Source organism: Variovorax sp. GW822-FHT04E09, from assembly GCF_058800845.1.
The window spans coordinates 473,222-488,655 of sequence record NZ_JBXAMR010000004.1 but is presented as its reverse complement, the minus strand read 5'-3'; the positions used below and the strand labels follow the sequence as shown (position 1 = coordinate 488,655).

18 protein-coding genes and 1 pseudogene are annotated in these 15,434 nt (G+C 70.2%); 15 read left to right on the top strand and 4 right to left on the bottom strand.

Annotated elements, in window-relative coordinates:
- Window positions 1-72: 72 nt before the first annotated feature.
- The 5 genes from AC1RL8_RS19295 to AC1RL8_RS19275 all read left to right on the top strand — a co-directional run bounded on the left by AC1RL8_RS19295 (window position 73) and on the right by AC1RL8_RS19275 (window position 3,542).
- The gene (locus AC1RL8_RS19295; RefSeq protein ID WP_354343042.1) at window positions 73-1,104 is read left to right on the top strand and encodes an isocitrate/isopropylmalate dehydrogenase family protein; all 1,032 of its coding nucleotides are present in this window, start codon (window positions 73-75) and stop codon (window positions 1,102-1,104) included.
- A 28-nt stretch (window positions 1,105-1,132) separates the two neighbouring features.
- Window positions 1,133-1,858 (top strand): phosphodiester glycosidase family protein, encoded by a 726-nt coding sequence (locus tag AC1RL8_RS19290; protein ID WP_492685793.1) that lies wholly within the window; start codon window positions 1,133-1,135, stop codon window positions 1,856-1,858.
- 48 nt (window positions 1,859-1,906) lie between these two features.
- Window positions 1,907-2,599, top strand: a complete 693-nt coding sequence (locus tag AC1RL8_RS19285) for a YceH family protein (RefSeq protein ID WP_492685794.1) — start codon at window positions 1,907-1,909, stop codon at window positions 2,597-2,599.
- Window positions 2,600-2,682: 83 nt separating this feature from the next.
- Window positions 2,683-3,138, top strand: coding sequence for a hypothetical protein (locus AC1RL8_RS19280; RefSeq protein ID WP_492685795.1), 456 nt, complete (start codon window positions 2,683-2,685; stop codon window positions 3,136-3,138).
- A 44-nt stretch (window positions 3,139-3,182) separates the two neighbouring features.
- The gene (locus AC1RL8_RS19275) at window positions 3,183-3,542 is read left to right on the top strand and encodes a hypothetical protein (protein ID WP_492685796.1); all 360 of its coding nucleotides are present in this window, start codon (window positions 3,183-3,185) and stop codon (window positions 3,540-3,542) included.
- 7 nt (window positions 3,543-3,549) lie between these two features.
- Here AC1RL8_RS19275 and AC1RL8_RS19270 read toward each other — a convergent pair whose 3' ends face one another.
- Window positions 3,550-4,023 (bottom strand): Lrp/AsnC family transcriptional regulator, encoded by a 474-nt coding sequence (locus AC1RL8_RS19270; protein WP_492685797.1) that lies wholly within the window; start codon window positions 4,021-4,023, stop codon window positions 3,550-3,552.
- Window positions 4,024-4,115: 92 nt separating this feature from the next.
- Here AC1RL8_RS19270 and AC1RL8_RS19265 point away from each other — a divergent pair, with 92 nt between their 5' ends.
- The 3 genes and pseudogenes from AC1RL8_RS19265 to AC1RL8_RS19255 all read left to right on the top strand — a co-directional run bounded on the left by AC1RL8_RS19265 (window position 4,116) and on the right by AC1RL8_RS19255 (window position 7,770).
- Complete coding sequence (locus tag AC1RL8_RS19265) at window positions 4,116-5,297, top strand: M20 aminoacylase family protein (protein ID WP_492685798.1); 1,182 nt, start codon at window positions 4,116-4,118, stop codon at window positions 5,295-5,297.
- A gap of 28 nt (window positions 5,298-5,325) precedes the next feature.
- Window positions 5,326-6,525: pseudogene (locus tag AC1RL8_RS19260) on the top strand (diaminopropionate ammonia-lyase); the annotation flags it as partial.
- Complete coding sequence (locus tag AC1RL8_RS19255; RefSeq protein ID WP_492686122.1) at window positions 6,511-7,770, top strand: M20 family metallo-hydrolase; 1,260 nt, start codon at window positions 6,511-6,513, stop codon at window positions 7,768-7,770. The pseudogene AC1RL8_RS19260 and the gene AC1RL8_RS19255, both read left to right, overlap by 15 nt.
- Window positions 7,771-7,801: 31 nt before the next feature.
- Here AC1RL8_RS19255 and AC1RL8_RS19250 read toward each other — a convergent pair whose 3' ends face one another.
- Complete coding sequence (locus AC1RL8_RS19250; RefSeq protein WP_492685799.1) at window positions 7,802-9,007, bottom strand: patatin-like phospholipase family protein; 1,206 nt, start codon at window positions 9,005-9,007, stop codon at window positions 7,802-7,804.
- Between the two features lie 107 nt (window positions 9,008-9,114).
- Here AC1RL8_RS19250 and apbC point away from each other — a divergent pair, with 107 nt between their 5' ends.
- From apbC to tsaA, 4 genes are all read left to right on the top strand, one after another.
- Entirely contained in the window at window positions 9,115-10,206 is a 1,092-nt protein-coding gene (gene apbC / locus AC1RL8_RS19245) for an iron-sulfur cluster carrier protein ApbC (protein ID WP_062478984.1), read from the top strand.
- A 76-nt stretch (window positions 10,207-10,282) separates the two neighbouring features.
- Window positions 10,283-11,233 carry a LysR substrate-binding domain-containing protein gene (locus AC1RL8_RS19240; protein WP_492685800.1) on the top strand — a complete coding sequence of 317 codons (951 nt, stop codon included), beginning with the start codon at window positions 10,283-10,285 and terminating at the stop codon, window positions 11,231-11,233.
- A 51-nt stretch (window positions 11,234-11,284) separates the two neighbouring features.
- On the top strand, window positions 11,285-11,632 hold the full coding sequence (locus AC1RL8_RS19235; RefSeq protein WP_062478989.1) for a winged helix-turn-helix domain-containing protein: 348 nt from the start codon (window positions 11,285-11,287) through the stop codon (window positions 11,630-11,632).
- Entirely contained in the window at window positions 11,629-12,126 is a 498-nt protein-coding gene (gene tsaA, locus AC1RL8_RS19230) for a tRNA (N6-threonylcarbamoyladenosine(37)-N6)-methyltransferase TrmO (RefSeq protein WP_159274924.1), read from the top strand. Before AC1RL8_RS19235 ends, tsaA begins: the two co-directional genes overlap by 4 nt.
- Here tsaA and AC1RL8_RS19225 read toward each other — a convergent pair.
- Together AC1RL8_RS19225 and AC1RL8_RS19220 are read right to left on the bottom strand one after the other, a co-directional pair.
- Entirely contained in the window at window positions 12,087-12,767 is a 681-nt protein-coding gene (locus AC1RL8_RS19225) for a nitroreductase family protein (protein ID WP_139700232.1), read from the bottom strand. The two genes, tsaA and AC1RL8_RS19225, sit on opposite strands and share 40 nt — an antisense overlap.
- Window positions 12,764-13,003 carry a hypothetical protein gene (locus tag AC1RL8_RS19220; protein ID WP_062478998.1) on the bottom strand — a complete coding sequence of 80 codons (240 nt, stop codon included), beginning with the start codon at window positions 13,001-13,003 and terminating at the stop codon, window positions 12,764-12,766. The genes AC1RL8_RS19225 and AC1RL8_RS19220 overlap by 4 nt, the downstream gene beginning before the upstream one ends.
- Before the next feature lie 115 nt (window positions 13,004-13,118).
- Between AC1RL8_RS19220 and modB the strand changes: the two genes are divergently transcribed.
- From modB to AC1RL8_RS19205, 3 genes are read left to right on the top strand one after another with little or no spacing between them, the layout of a single operon-like run.
- On the top strand, window positions 13,119-13,808 hold the full coding sequence (gene modB / locus AC1RL8_RS19215) for a molybdate ABC transporter permease subunit (RefSeq protein ID WP_447741697.1): 690 nt from the start codon (window positions 13,119-13,121) through the stop codon (window positions 13,806-13,808).
- 28 nt (window positions 13,809-13,836) lie between these two features.
- On the top strand, window positions 13,837-14,586 hold the full coding sequence (modA, locus tag AC1RL8_RS19210) for a molybdate ABC transporter substrate-binding protein (RefSeq protein ID WP_492685801.1): 750 nt from the start codon (window positions 13,837-13,839) through the stop codon (window positions 14,584-14,586).
- Window positions 14,583-15,374: an ABC transporter ATP-binding protein gene (locus tag AC1RL8_RS19205; protein WP_095949325.1), complete on the top strand. Its 792-nt coding sequence runs from the start codon at window positions 14,583-14,585 to the stop codon at window positions 15,372-15,374. The genes modA and AC1RL8_RS19205 overlap by 4 nt, the downstream gene beginning before the upstream one ends.
- Window positions 15,375-15,434 lie beyond the last annotated feature (60 nt).

Below are 15,434 nucleotides of genomic sequence, written 5' to 3'. Positions count from 1 at the left end.
CCCGAAGGCCGCGGGGGTGTCGCCCGTGCGACGTATGCTCGCAGCCTCTTTACTGAAAGTGAGCCGCCGCCGATGACCACCTCGATCCCCGCAACCCTCATCCCCGGCGACGGCATCGGCCCCGAAATCGTCGACGCGACCCTGGCCGCGCTCGATGCGCTGAAGGCGCCTTTCGTGTGGGACACCCAGATCGCCGGCCTGGGCGGCGTCAAGGCCTCGGGCGACCCGCTGCCCAAGGCCACGCTGGACAGCATCCGCAGCACCCGCCTGGCGCTCAAGGGCCCGCTCGAAACCCCCTCGGGCGGCGGCTACCGCTCGTCGAACGTGCGCCTGCGCGAGGAGTTCCAGCTGTACGCCAACCTGCGCCCCGCACGCACCATCATCCCGGGCGGGCGCTACGACAACATCGACCTGACCGTGGTGCGCGAGAACCTCGAGGGCCTGTACATCGGCCACGAGCACTACGTGCCCATCGACGGCGACCCGCACGCCGTGGCCATGGCCACCGGCGTCAACACCCGCAAGGGCAGCCGCCGCATCCTCGAATACGCGTTCGACACCGCCGTGGCCACCGGCCGCAAGAAGGTCACGCTGGTGCACAAGGCCAACATCATGAAGGCGCTCACCGGCATCTTCCTGGAGACAGGCCTGGACCTGTACGAAGAGAAGTACAAGGGCCAGTTCGAGCTCGACACCGTGATCATCGACGCCTGCGCGATGAAGCTGGTGCTCAACCCCTGGCAGTTCGACATGCTGGTGACCACCAACCTGTTCGGCGACATCCTCTCGGACCTCGTGGCCGGCCTGGTCGGCGGCCTGGGCATGGCGCCCGGCGCCAACATCGGCACCAACGCCGCGATCTTCGAGGCCGTGCACGGCTCGGCGCCCGACATCGCCGGCAAGGGCATCGCCAACCCGATCGCGCTGATGCTGGCGGCCGCGCTCATGCTCGACCACGTCAAGCGGCCCGAACTGGCCACGCGCCTGCGCACCGCCATCGACCAGACGCTCAACCTGGACAACGTGCGCACCGGCGACCTCGGCGGCAGCGCCGGCACGGCGGCCTTCACGAAGGCGCTGGTCGCACGCATCAACGGCGGCTGAGCAAGAAAAGGGCAGCCCAGGTCGTCGCATGAAAAAACTGCTGCTGCCTGCGCTGGTCTTCCTGCTCGCCGGCCTGGCGTGGTCCGCCGCCGGCGCGGTGGACGCGCCGCCGCGCTACACCGTCGTCAAGGTCGACCTGCGCACCGACAAGCTGGCGCTGTTCCTGAACGACGACACCGGTGCCGCCTTCAAGCGCTTCGACCGGCTCGAGGCCTGGCTGAAGGCGCGCAACAAACAACTGCTGTTCGCGGCGAACGCCGGCATGTACCACGCCGACTTCGCACCCGTCGGCCTGCTGGTGCGCGAAGGCCGTGAAGAAGCACCTTTGAATCTGGCCGACGGCGTCGGCAATTTCTTTCGCAAGCCCAACGGCGTGTTCCTGGTGACGGCCGAGGGGCCGCGCATCGTCGAGGCGTCGGAATACCCGTCGATCGCTGCGAAGGGCGGTGTGCACCTAGCGACCCAGTCGGGCCCGCTGCTGCTGCGCCACGGCGCGGTGCACCCGGCGCTCATTCCGAATTCAGATTCGCGCAAGACCCGCAACGGCGTGTGCGTGTCGGGCACCACCGCGGTCTTCGTCCTCGCCGAGACGCCGGTGAATTTCTACGACTTCGCGCTGTACTTGCGCGATGTCCTGCATTGCCGCGAGGCGTTGTACCTCGACGGCACCGTGTCGGCGATCTATTCGAAGACACTGCAGCGCAACGACTTCGTGCGCGACCTCGGGCCGATGCTGGCCGTGGTGGCGCCCTGAGGCCCGGCTGCCTTTTCACTTCTGTCCCTGTCTCCTTCTTCCCGAGCCATGTCCACACCGCTGCCCGTCCTGTCCCTCCTCGAAACCCGCGTTCTCGGCGTGCTGGCCGAAAAGCAGCGCACCGTGCCCGACAGCTACCCGCTCACGCTCAACTCGCTGGTGTCGGGCTGCAACCAGAAGACCAGCCGCAACCCGGTGCTCGAACTCAGCGAGTCGCAGGTGCAGGCCGCCATCGACAGCCTGAAGGGCTACAGCCTCGTGGCCGAGACCAGCGGCGGGCGCGCCTTCCGCTACGAGCACAACACCGACCGCGTGCTGCGCATTCCGTCGCAGTCGGTCATCCTGCTCACCGTGCTGATGCTGCGCGGCCCGCAGACGGCCGGCGAACTGCGCATCGCCTGCGACCGCATGCACAACTTCGCCGACATCTCGTCGGTCGAGGGCTTCCTCAACGAACTCGCCGAACGCCCGGCCGGCGCGCTGGTGGTGAAGCTGGCGCGCCTGCCCGGTGCGCGCGAGAGCCGCTGGGCGCACCTGCTGAGCGGGCCGCCGGCGGAAGAGGTGGCGGGGCCGGGCGCAACGGGCGACGGCGCCTTCGCCACGCACGGCGATTCGCTTGGCGAAGTCGCGGCGCTCAAGGCCAACGTGGCGCGGCTGGAGGCCGAGGTGGCATCGCTGAAGGCGTTGCTGGGGCGCGTGTGCGCGGAACTGGGCATTGCGCCCGACGCGCCGACAGCCTGATACCGCGCTTCACACAGGCTTCATCCAGCCCGCACATTCGCTGCCTACCGTCGGACCCATTGCGAACCAATGGAGCTCCGAGCATGGACCACGGACAAACGGCCACCTGGCGCGACCCCGCGCCCTTCGACGACATCACCCGCCGCCTGCTGGGCGGGCTGGCGGCCCTGGCCGGCGTGGCCAGCCTCTACGCCTTCTTCTGGTGGGCCGCCTCGGCCACCGGCTTCCTGCTGTTCGACGGCTGGTGGCACACCTGGCGCGGCCTGGGCACGGCCCTCGCGTTCCGTGACGCCGACTCGGCGTTCTACCTGCTGAGCTGGACGCTGTCGGTCCTTGGCGGCGCGGTCGGCTGGGTCGCCCTGGTCGCGCTCGCCGTGACCCATGGGCGCGGCTGGGGCGCGGTGCCGATGTGGGTCAAGGCCGGCTGCCTGCTCGGCGCGGTCGCAGGGCTGGCCTTCGAACCTGGTCGGCTGCTGGCGCTGGCGCCGATCGTCGGCGCGGTGCTGTTGATGCTGCGGTCGATGCTGTCGGCGCGCTGAGCCGATCGGCTATCGTCGGCTTCCACGTCGTTCGCGGGAGCCGCATGACCTACGCCTGTCCCCATTGCCGCCAGCCGGGCATCGCCGCCATGGCCAAGCGCCTTTCGAGCCGCGGCTCGCCGGCGGCGTGCGGGCTCTGCGGCAAGCTCTCGCATGTGCTGGCCAGCACGTCGAACGGCATCTGGACGGCGGGCCTGTTGATCATCGTGCTGTCGGGTATCGGCGCTGCCGCGTGGAACATGCCGCTGCTGCTGCTGGTCGGCGTGGGCCTGGCGGTGGCCAACAACTTCAGGGCCTGGCGCCGCGCCAAGCTGTGGCCGATCTCGAAGGAAAGTGCCGACGCCGCCAAGAAGGCCGGCTGGTTCGTCCTGGGCCTGCTGGCGCTGTTCGGCCTGGGTTCCTGACCCGCGCTCAGGCCCCCGCCGACACCGGCACGTCCAGGCTCACCTTCACCGGGTCCATCGTCACCAGCGTGCGAAAGCGCTTGACGTTGTTGCTCTGGAAAAACAGCTGACGGGTGAGCGCGGTGTACTGCGCCATGTCGCGCACCACGCACACGAGGATGAAGTCCCACTCGCCCGTCACGTAGTAGCACTGCTGCACCTGCGGGCAGTCGCGAAAGCTTTGCTTCATGGCGTCGAGCCGTTCGATCTGCTCGCTCTCGGCCTCGACCTCGACCACGATGGTGAGCGGGTGCCCGAGCGCGGCGGGCGACAGCACGGCGCCGTGGCGCTGGATCACGCCCTCGTCGCGCAGGCGCTTGAGCCGGCGGTTCACCGCCGCCGTCGACAGGTGGATGCGCTCGCCCAGTTCGCCCTGCGAGAGACGGCTGTCGGCCTGGATCAGTTCGAGCAGGCGCAGGTCGAGGGCGTCGAGGGGTGTCATGAGAAAGAAAGGGCTGGCTTCGCGCAAAAACGTTGCGTGGCAGCGGCTCATTTTGCGCACCTGTCCCGCTGCGTTGTCAATAGCATCTCGCCATGAAGTTTCCTGACGCACCCCTGCGCGACCAGCTGGCCGGCTGGCGGCACCAGCTGCATGCGATGCCCGAGACCGGCTTCGAGGAGGCGAAGACCTCGGCCTTCATTGCCAGCGCGCTGCGGGCGCTGGGGCTCGAGGTGCACACGGGCATCGGCGGCACCGGGCTGGTCGCCAGCCTCACGGTGGGCAGCGGGCCGGGCGTGATCGGCCTGCGCGCGGAGATGGACGCGCTGGCCATCACCGAGCTGGCGACCGAGCGGCCCTACGCCTCCGGCACGCCCGGGCGCATGCACGCCTGCGGCCACGACGGCCACATGGCGATGGTGCTCGGCGCCGCGCAGCTGCTGCGCGAGCGGCGCGATTTCGACGGCACCGTGCGCTTCATCTTCCAGCCCGCCGAAGAGCACGGCCGCGGCGCCCGGACCATGATGGACGACGGCCTGTTCGAGCGCTTCCCGGTCGACGAGATCTACGGCCTGCACAACATGCCCGGCCTGCCCGCCGGCACCTTCGCCACGCGCACGGGCGGGCTGATGGCGAGCGAGGACAACTTCGTCATCCACATCCACGGCCGGGGCACGCACGCCGCACGGCCGCACATGGGCATCGACCCGATCGTGATCGGCGCGCAGATCGTGCTGGCGCTGCAGACCATCGTCTCGCGCACGCTCGACCCCGGCGCGCAGGCCGTGGTGTCGTGCACCGAGTTCATCACCGACGGCATCCGCAACGCGATTCCGTCGAACGTGGTCATCAAGGGCGACACGCGCAGCTACGACCCGGCCGTGCAGCGCATGCTCGAGACGCGCATGCGCGAGATCAGCGAAGGCATCTGCCGCATGCACGGCGCGGAGTGCACGTTCAGCTACACGCACGAGTTCGCGCCCACCGTGAACTGGGCCGAGTGCGTGCCGACCGCGGTGGCCGCCGCGACGGCCGTCGTGGGCGCCGAAAAGGTCGACGCGAATGTCGCGCCGATGATGATCTCGGAAGACTTCGGTGCCTTCCTGCGCGCCGTGCCGGGCGCCTTCGTCTTCCTGGGCAACGGCGCCGAGGGCGAGCCCGGCGGCACGCCGCTGCACAACGGCCGCTACGACTTCAACGACGCGGTGCTGACCACGGGCGCGCGCTACTTCGCGCAGATCGTGCGCCAGCGGCTTCCCGTGCGCACCGCCGCCTGATCCATTCTTCTTTTCCGGTTTTCTTCCCATGCTCTTCGCCAACCCTCACGCGCAACGGCGCGGCTACGACGCGGCCCTGCAGGCCGTCATGAACATCGCACGCGGCCGCGAGAGCCGCCAGTGGCTGTCCACCTGGGACCGGCTCTCGCCGCAGCCGACACCGGCGTGGCCGCTGCCCCGGCTCGCCGCGCAACTGGGCATCGCACAGGTCATCGTGAAGGACGAGTCGCGCCGCTCCGCGCTCGGCAGCTTCAAGGTGCTCGGTGCGCCCGTGGCCTTGCTGCGCCTGGTGCTGCGCCGCTGGCCCGAACGGGGTTGGACGCCCGCCGCCCTGTTCGCGGGCCGGCACGCCGAGGCGCTGCGCGACTTCGTCGTCATCAGCGCGACCGACGGCAACCATGGACGCGCACTGGCCGCGGCCGCGCAGAGCATGGGCTGCCGCTGCGTGATCGTGCTGCACGCGCAGGTCAGCGAGGAGCGCGAGGCACCCATCGCCGCGCTCGGCGCGGAGATCGTGCGCATCGCCGGCAACTACGACGTCTCGGTCGAAGAGGCCGCGCGCCTGGCTGGGGTGAACGGCTGGGAGGTCGTCTCCGACACCTCCTACGAAGGCTACGAAGAGATTCCTCGCGACGTGATGCAGGGCTACGGCATCCTCGTCGACGAGCTGCTCGAGAACACCGCGCCCGGTGCGCCATGCCCCTTCACCCACGTCATCGTGCAGGGCGGCGTCGGCGGGCTCGCGGCCGGCGTGGCCAGCCATGTCTGGGAGCGCTACGGCGCCGCGCGGCCGACGCTGATCGTCGTCGAACCCGAGCAGGCCGACTGCCTGCTGCAGAGCGCGCGCAGCGGCCGGCCCGACCGCGCCACCGGCAGCGTCGATTCGGTGATGGCGGGACTGGCCTGCGGCGAGACCTCGCCGCTCGCGTGGCGCTTCCTCCAACCCTCGGTCGATCTCTTCATGACCGTCACCGATGCCGACGCCGAGCACGCCATGCGCACCTTCGCCACCGGCGAGGCGGGCGACGTGCCCGTGCAGGTCGGCGAATCCGGCGCGGCCGGCCTGGCTGCGCTGCAGGTGCTCGCGGCCGATCCCGAACTGGCGCGCGCCGCCGGCCTCGACGCCAGCTCGCGCGTGCTGCTGTTCAGCACCGAAGGCGCGACCGCGCCCGGCGTGTACCGCGCGCTGACCGGCCGCACAGGCGAAGAAGTCGTGGCGGCGCAGGCGCAATGGCTGCAACGCGAAGGCATCGCCGAAGCGGCGTTGATGGCGCGCATCGACGAGCACGCCGCCATCGGCGCGACGGCGCAGGGCGGCGTCTGCCGCATCGCGCTCACCGATGCCGACCGCGCGGGCCGCGACCGGCTCGTACAGTGGATGCGCGACCTGGGCCTCACCGTGCGCATCGACCGCATCGGCAATATCTTCGGCATCCGCCCCGGTCAGCTGCCCGATGCGAAGCCTGTGATGACCGGCTCGCACATCGACACCGTCGCCACGGGCGGGCGCTACGACGGCAACTACGGCGTGCTGGCCGGCCTGGAGGTGGTGCGCTGGCTCAACGAACGCCAGCGCCAGACGCTGCGCCCCTTCGTGGTCGCCGCGTTCACCAACGAGGAGGGCGTGCGCTTCATGCCCGACATGATGGGCTCGCTGGTGCACGCGGGCGGGCTGGCGCTCGAGGCGGCGCTCGATACCGTCGCCACCGACGGCGCGCGGCTGGGCGACGAACTCGCGCGCATCGGCTACGCGGGCGACATGGCCTGCGGCGCGCTGGTGCCGCATGCGTTCGTCGAACTGCACATCGAGCAGGGCCCGGTGCTCGAGGCCGAAGGCGTCACCATCGGCGCGGTGGCTGACCTGCAGGGCATCTCGTGGCAGGAGATCGTCGTCACCGGCCAGTCGAACCATGCGGGCACGACGCCCATGCACCTGCGCCACGACGCCGGCTACTGCGCCGCGGCTATCGCGGTGTTCGTGCGCGAGTTGGCACGCCGCTACGGCGGCAGCCAGGTCGCGACCGTCGGCGCGATCGACCTGCACCCGAACCTCATCAACGTGATCGCGGCACGCGCCACGCTCACGGTCGACCTGCGCAACACCGATGAAGCGACGTTGCAGGACGCCGAGGCTGAACTCGCCGACTACCTGCGGCAGCTCGAAACAACCGAAGGCGTGACCATCGAAGCCCGCACGCTGGCGCGCTTCGAGCCGGTGCAGTTCGATGAACGGCTGGTGCGCCTCGTCGAGGCCAGCGCGCACGCCCGCGGCCTGAGCCACCGCCGCATGACCTCGGGCGCGGGCCACGACGCGCAGATGATGGCGCGCATCGCGCCCGCCGCCATGGTCTTCGTGCCGAGCGTGCGCGGCATCAGCCACAACCCGAAGGAGCTCACGGCGAGCGCCGACCTGGCGCAGGGCGCGAACGTGCTGCTGGACGTGGTGCTGGGGCTGCTGGACGAGGCGGACTGAGCGGCGCGCGGTCAGCCGGCCGCGTGCGCCGTCATTTCGGCACCCACCCGAAGAACCGCAGCACCTCGTCGCGCTGGCGCATCGCGTCCGCGCGCCCGAGCGCCATGAGTTCGCGCGTGTAGGCCGACTCGAACAGCAGGTAGCTGGCGAGCGCGCCGCCCTTCACGTCGGCCGCGACCTTCGAGCCGCCCAGCAGGTGCCGCACGGCGCCCGGCAGCGCGTCGACGTGGCGCGCCGCGATCATGTCGATGCGCTCCGACGGCGAGATCACCAGCAGGTCGAGCGGGCGCAGCGCACTCGCTGCGCGCGCCTCTTCGGGAATGAGGCCCAGCGTGTGATTGATGCGGCGCAGGCGCTCGATGTCGACCGCCAGCGCATCGAGGAAGATGCTCGACAGCGCATGGCCCGCGATCTGCGCCATGGTCGGGTAGCCGCTGTGGGTGTTGGGCGCGGCCTCGTCGCGCGGCTCGTGCATGCGGCCCGCGCCGATCACCACGATGCGCTGCGCGCCCAGGTGGATCGCCGCCGCGATGGGCGCCGACTGGCGCATCGAGCCGTCGCCGAAGTACTCGGTGTGGCCCGGCGGCATCGGCAGCGCCGTGGCCGGGAACACGAAGGGAATGGCCGACGAGGCCATCAGGTGCGCGTGCGTGATGCGGTCGCGCACCGACAGGCGCTGCGAGCGCACCCAGGGCTCCATCGGCACGGCCGCCTCGAAGAAGGTCACGTGCTCGCCTGAGCTGTAGCTCGAGGCCGTGACCGCCAGCGCCTGCACGTGGCCCTGCTGCATGAGCGTCGGCAGGCGGTCCAGCGGCACCAGGCGCTGCAGCAGGCCGGCCAGCGGGGAGTTGTCGAGCAGCGACTTCGGCTTGATGCGCATCCAGTTGGCCGCAAAGCGCCCCAGCCCGAGCAGCATGCGCCAGCGCGCGCCGCTGCCGAGCACCGAGAGCGAGTCGGCGCGGTAGATCTGCTCGGCGCGGAACTCGCCCCAGACCTGCGCGATGTGCGCGACCACGCGGTCGAAGTCGTCGGCGCCGCAGGCCAGCGCCGCGGCGTTGATGGCGCCGGCCGAGGTGCCGGTGATGATCTGGAACGGGTTGCCGCCGCCGATGGCCGCACCCGCCGCCACGGCGTCGCGCCGGATCTCGGCGATGGCTTCGAGCACGCCGACCTGGTAGGCGGCGCGGGCGCCGCCGCCTGTCAGCAGCAGGCCGGTGGCGGGGCTTGTCTCGGGCATTGCGTCGGTGTCTTTTCTTCTTCGGCGTTTTTCGGACGGGAAATGAGCGCGTCCCGGTACGGGCTTGGCGGGCGGAATAGACTACCCGCCATTCAGGAGTTTGATCAATGGCACTCACCCCCGACGGGCTCATGGACGCACTCAAGAGCGTCACGGACCCTAACACCGGCAAAGAATTCGCAGCGACCCGCTCGCTCAAAAACCTGCAGATCGCCGAGGGCGATGTCTCGTTCGACCTCGAACTGGGCTACCCCGCCAAGAGCCAGCACGCGGCCATCCGCAAGTCGCTGGTGGCCGCGGCCAAGGCCGTGCCGGGCGTGGAGAACGTGTCGGTCAACATCGTCACCAAGGTCATCAGCCATGCGGTGCAGCGCGGCGTGCAGCTGATGCCCAACGTGCGCAACATCGTGGCCGTGGCCTCGGGCAAGGGTGGCGTGGGCAAGAGCACCACGGCCGCCAACCTGGCGCTGGCGCTGGCCGCCGAGGGCGCCAGCGTGGGCCTGCTCGACGCCGACATCTACGGCCCGAGCCAGCCCATGATGATGGGCCTGGACGGTCGCCCCGAGAGCATCGACGGCAAGAACATGGAGCCCAAGGAGCGCCATGGCGTGCAGGTGATGTCGATCGGCTTCCTGGTCGACGCCGACCAGGCCATGATCTGGCGCGGCCCCATGGCCACGCAGGCGCTCGAGCAGCTGCTGCGCCAGACCAACTGGAAAGACCTCGACTACCTGATCGTCGACATGCCGCCGGGCACCGGCGACATCCAGCTCACGCTGAGCCAGCGCGTGCCGATGACGGGCGCGGTGATCGTCACCACGCCGCAGGACATTGCGCTGCTCGACGCGCGCAAGGGCATCCAGATGTTCGAGAAGGTCGGCGTGCCGATCCTGGGCATCGTGGAGAACATGGCGGTGCACATCTGCTCCAACTGCGGCCATGCCGAGCACATCTTCGGCGCCGACGGCGGCAAGAAGATGGCGGCCGAGTACCAGATGGCCTACCTGGGCGCGCTGCCGCTGGACATCAACATCCGCCTGCAGGCGGACAGCGGGGCGCCCACGGTGGTGTCCGACCCCGACGGCGAAGTGGCCGGGCTCTACAAGGCCGTGGCGCGCAGCGTGGCGGTGGGGATCGCGGAGAAGGCGAAGGACTTCTCGGCGAAGTTCCCGACGATCTCGATCAGCAAGAACACCTGAGGCACAGGCGGGGCAGGGCGAGGGCCTGCGCAGGCGCCCCGGACGCGAGCCCGCAAGAAGAAAAAGGACGCACGCAATGAACCTGCTCGCCTCGATGCGCTACCTCGTCGCACTCAGCGAGCACAAGCATTTCGGTCGCGCCGCGCAGGCCTGCCACATCACGCAGCCGGCCCTTTCCAATGCGCTGCGCGCGCTGGAAGGCGAGTTCGGCGTCGTCATCGTCAAGCGCTCCCGCGTGTACGTGGGCCTCACGCACGAAGGCGAGCGCGTGCTGGCCACGGCGCAGCGCATGCTGCGCGACAACGAGGTGCTGCTGCAGGAGCTGCGCAGCGAGGCCGGCGACCCGCGCGGGCGCCTGCGCATGGCCGCCGTGCCCACCGCGATCCCGATGCTGTCGCGCTTTGCCGCGATGCTGCAGCAGCGCCATCCGGGCATCGTGCCGGCCGTGCTTTCCATGAGCTCGCAGGAGCTGGAGACGGGCCTGGAAAACCTCTCGGTCGACCTCGCGCTGGGCTACACCGAGCGCATGCACCTGCCGGGCGTCAAGCTCAAGGCCTGGCCGCAGAGCATCGAGCACTACTTTTTGCTGCGGCGCGCGAAGAAACCCTCGGCCGACCGGCTGCGCATCGGTCGTCCCATCGCCTGGGCCGAGGCCGGCACGCTGCCGCTGTGCCTGCTCACGCCCGACATGCACAACCGCGCCATCATCGACCAGGCCCTGCGCGAGGCCGGCGTGGCCGCGGTGGCGCCGGCCATCGAAACCAACTCGGTGCTCACGCTCGCACTGGCCGTGAGCGTGGGCACCGTCAGCAGCGTGCTGCCCGGCGCCATGGTGGCGGCCGTGCGCAGCCACCGCGAACTGGAGGCGCTGCCGCTGGTGGCGCCCGAGGTGCGCACGCCCATCGGCTTCATGACGCAGGAGGGCGTGCGGCCCGCGCGCGCGCTCGATGCGGCGCTGGCCTTCTTGCAGACGCCCGAGTGGCAGGCGCAGGCGCGTCAGCACAGCGGCGCGCTCGACGCCGCGTAGCCCGGCGCACGGGTGCCGATGGCACCTGGATGGTTTACCCTTCGCGCCATCATGAAATCCAAAGCCCAGTTCCGCCTGCGCATCTACCGGGACGACACCATCGCCATCGGCCCCGGCAAGATCGCCGTGCTCGAAGCCGTGGCCGAGACCGGCTCGATCTCGGCGGCGGCCCGCCTGCTCGGCATGTCGTACCGCCGCGCGTGGATGCTGATCGACGAGATGAACCAGACGCTGGCCTCGCCGGCCGTGAACACCGCCGCCGGCGGCTCGCGCGGCGGCGGCACGGCGCTCACGCCGGTGGGCGAGGACATCGTGAAGCGCTACCGCGCCATCGAGAACGCCGCACGCCTGGCGACGGCGGCCGACGTTCGCGCGCTCACGCGCCTGCTCGCGCCATGAACGCCGCCGACATCGATCCTGTCGTCTGCCGCCCGGTCGGCATCGTGCGCAGCCGCTTCACCGAGACCTCGGGCATGCCCATCCAGACGGCCGGCGCGCCCGACGAAGTGGGGCGCCTGGAGGTGTTCGCCGAGTTCGCGCCGGGGCTGCGCGACATCGAAGGCTTCGACTACCTGATCCTCGTGACGCACCTGCACCGCTGCGCGCACGAACGGCTCGAGGTGGTGCCCTTCCTGGACGACGCCACGCACGGCGTGTTCGCCACGCGTGCGCCCGCGCGGCCCAACCGGCTGGGCCTGTCGATCGTGCGGCTCACGGCGGTGGAGGGCACGACGCTGCACTTCAGCGGCAACGACATGATCGACGGCACGCCCGTGCTGGACATCAAGCCCTACGTGCCGCGCTTCGACGTGCGCGAGACCGAGCGCGTGGGCTGGTTCGGCGCGCGGCTCGATCAGCTGCCGCGCACGCGCTCCGACGGCCGGATGGACTGATCGCCGTCGCCTGACGCATCGCCGGCCGCGCCCGGCAGCAGGTCGCCCTGCCAGCACGACCACACGTCCTGCGACAGCGTCTCGCGCGCCTGCGGCGGCGCCTCGCGGATCGTGCCCATGCTGATGAAACCCGCCAGGTACTCGCCCGGCTGCACGCCGACCTGGCGCACCAGCGTCTCGTCGAAGCAGCGCTCGCCGCTGAGCACGATGGCGCCGTAGCCCAGCTGGTGCGCGGCGGCCAGCAGGTTGCCCAGCGCCGCGCCGGCGCCCAGCCACTGCTCGCGCGCGGGGATCTTGCTGCGCTCGCGCGGCGACACCACGAAGCCCAGCAACAGCGGCGGGCGCGTGGCGTGCTCGCGGGCGCGCCGCAGGTCGGTCGGGCTGGCGAGCGGATCGCGGCGCAATTTTTCCTGTTCGAAGCACCAGGCGAGCGCCTCGCGGTTCTGCGGGCGGAACTCGATCACGCGCCACGGATGCAGCCCGCCGTGGTCGGGCGCGCGCAGGCCGGCCTGAAGGATGGCGTCGAGTTCGTCGGGGTTCGGGCCAGGCGATTGCAGCCGCCGCGGCGAGACCGATCGCCGCGTCAGCAGGACTTCGAGGATGCGTTCCGCACCCGTCATGTGGCGCCACATGGCCGTCATGGCCCGCGCCGGTCGGTCCACGCGGCGCTGCGGCGCAGCACCTCGCCGATGTCCTGCGCGTCGCCCGGCGCGACCAGGAACGACTGGCTCTCGCCGCCCGGCGCGATGATCGACAGCACGAAGCCGCCGGCGTCCAGCGTGCGTTCGATGCGCCATTCGTGCACCTGCGTCACATGGCGAAGCTCGGGCCTGCCGGAGGTCGAGCGGACAACGGTGTCATGAGGGGAAAGGCGCATGGGGCGGATGGACAAAGTCTCCAACGCTGTATCCGCCAGTATATGAAGACCGGCGCATCCGTGCATCCCCGTGGGAACCAGAAGGCCGCTCATGTAACAATTGCGCCGTATCTCAATGAACACGACGACCACCTCTTCGCTCATCGCCACCACCGACTGGTCGCCGCTGGTCCTGTCGCTGCAGGTCGCGGCGGTCGCGACCTTGCTGGCGCTGGTCGTGGGCGTGGCGCTGGGCTGGGTGTTCGCGCGCAAGCAGTTCGTCGGCTCGGGCGTGCTCGAGGCCGTGTTCATGCTGCCGCTGGTGCTGCCGCCCACGGTGATCGGCTACGCCATCCTGGTGGCGGCGGGGCGGCACAGCCCGCTCGGCGCGTGGCTGCGCGAGCACTTCGACTACACCATCATCTTCAGCTGGCACGGCGCCGTGGTGGCGTCGGCCGTGGTGGCGTTGCCGCTGGTGCTCAAGTCGGCCAGCGCCGCGTTCTCGAACGTCGACCGCTCGCTCGAGGCCGCCGCCAGCACCTTGCGCCAGTCGCCGTTCTCGGTGTTCCTGCGCGTCACGCTGCCGCTGGCCTGGCCCGGCATCCTGGCCGGCACGCTGCTCGCGTTCGCGCGCGCCATGGGCGAGTTCGGCGCCTCGCTGATGGTGGCCGGCTCCATTCCCAAGCAGACCCAGACCCTGTCGATGGCCATCTACGACGCCGTGCAGGCCGGCCACGACGACCTGGCGCTGCTGCTGGTGGTCGTCACGTCGGTGCTGTCGATTGCCGTGCTGGTCGTGTCGAACCGTTTCTTTTCGCTTCGTTGATTCCCCCTTTTTCCAGGAGACTGTGCCCATGCGTCCGTTGCGTCTTTTGTCCGTCGTGCTCGCCCTGGCCCTGCCGTTTGCTGCAGCCGCGCAGCAGATCACCGTGTCCGCCGCCGCGAGCCTGACCGACGCGTTCAAGGAAATCGGTCCCAAGTTCGAAGCCGCCAAGGCCGGCAGCACCGTGCGCTTCAACTTCGCCGCCTCGGGCGTGCTGCTGCAGCAGATCGGGCAGGGCGCGCCGGTCGACGTGTTCGCCAGCGCCGACCAGGAGACGATGAACCGCGGCAACGACCAGAAGCTCATCGACACCGCCACCCGCAAGGACTTCGTCACCAACAGCCTCGTGCTGGTCGAGCCTGCGCAGGGCGCCGTCGGCCTGAAGTCGCTGCAGGACCTGAGCGGCGCCAGCGTGAAGAAGATCGCCGTCGGCAAGACCGCCACCGTGCCGGTCGGCCGCTACACCAAGCAGGTGCTGGACAACGCCAAGCTCTGGACCGTGCTCGAACCCAAGTTCGTGCAGGCCGACAGCGTGCGCCAGGTGCTCGACTACGTGAGCCGCGGCGAGGTCGAGGCCGGTTTCGTCTACCGCACCGACGCGGCCGTGGCCGGCGACAAGGTCAAGGTCGCCTTCACGCCCACCGGCCACACGCCCGTGACCTACCCCATCGCCGTGGTGGCCGAGAGCAAGCAGAAGGCGCTGGCCGGCGACTTCATCGCCTTCCTGTCGACGCCCGCGGCCCAGGAAGTGCTCGCGCGCTACGGTTTCGGCAAGCCATGATCGATGTCGATCTGCAGCTCACGGTGAAGGACGGGGCCCGGCGCTTCGACCTCGCCGTGCGCTTCCAGACCGACGTTCCCTTTGCCGCGCTCTACGGCCCCTCGGGGGCCGGCAAGTCGCTGACCCTGCAGGCCATCGCCGGCCTGCTGCATCCGTCCGCGGGCCATGTGCGGCTCGACGGCCGCACGCTGTACGACGCGGCGCAGCGCATCGACGTGCCCGCGCCGGCGCGCCGCATTGGCTACCTGTTCCAGAACTACGCGCTGTTCCCGCACCTCACGGTGCGCGAGAACGTGGCCTTCGGGCTCACCGCGTGGCACCGCCGCACGCTGCCGGCCCGCGACGCCGAGCGCGTGCAGGCGCTGCTGGCCAGCTTCGGCCTCGCCGCGCTGGCCGACAGCCGGCCGCAGAAACTCTCGGGCGGCCAGCAGCAGCGCGTGGCCCTGGCGCGCGCGCTGGCCTGCGAGCCGCAGGTGCTGCTGCTCGACGAACCCTTTGCCGCGCTCAACCCCATGCTGCGCGCCGAGCTGCGCAACGAACTCGCGCAGGTGCGCAAGCAATGGGGCATTCCGGTTTTGATGATCACGCACGACATCGAGGACGTGCTCGCCCTGGCCGACGTGGCCTTTGTCTACAAGGACGGGCAGGTGGTGCGGGAGATCGACCTGCACAACGCCGACAGCCGCGACTTTGCGCTGCGGGAGATTGCCGGGGTGCAGGAGGTCGAGGAGACGCCGCTGCGCAGCAAGCTGCGGGGTTTGCTGATGGGTGGCGCGCGCGAGGCCTGAACCTTCGTCATTTCCATTTTGAATCGCCGCATGTCGCGATTCAATTTGACGCCACGCCCC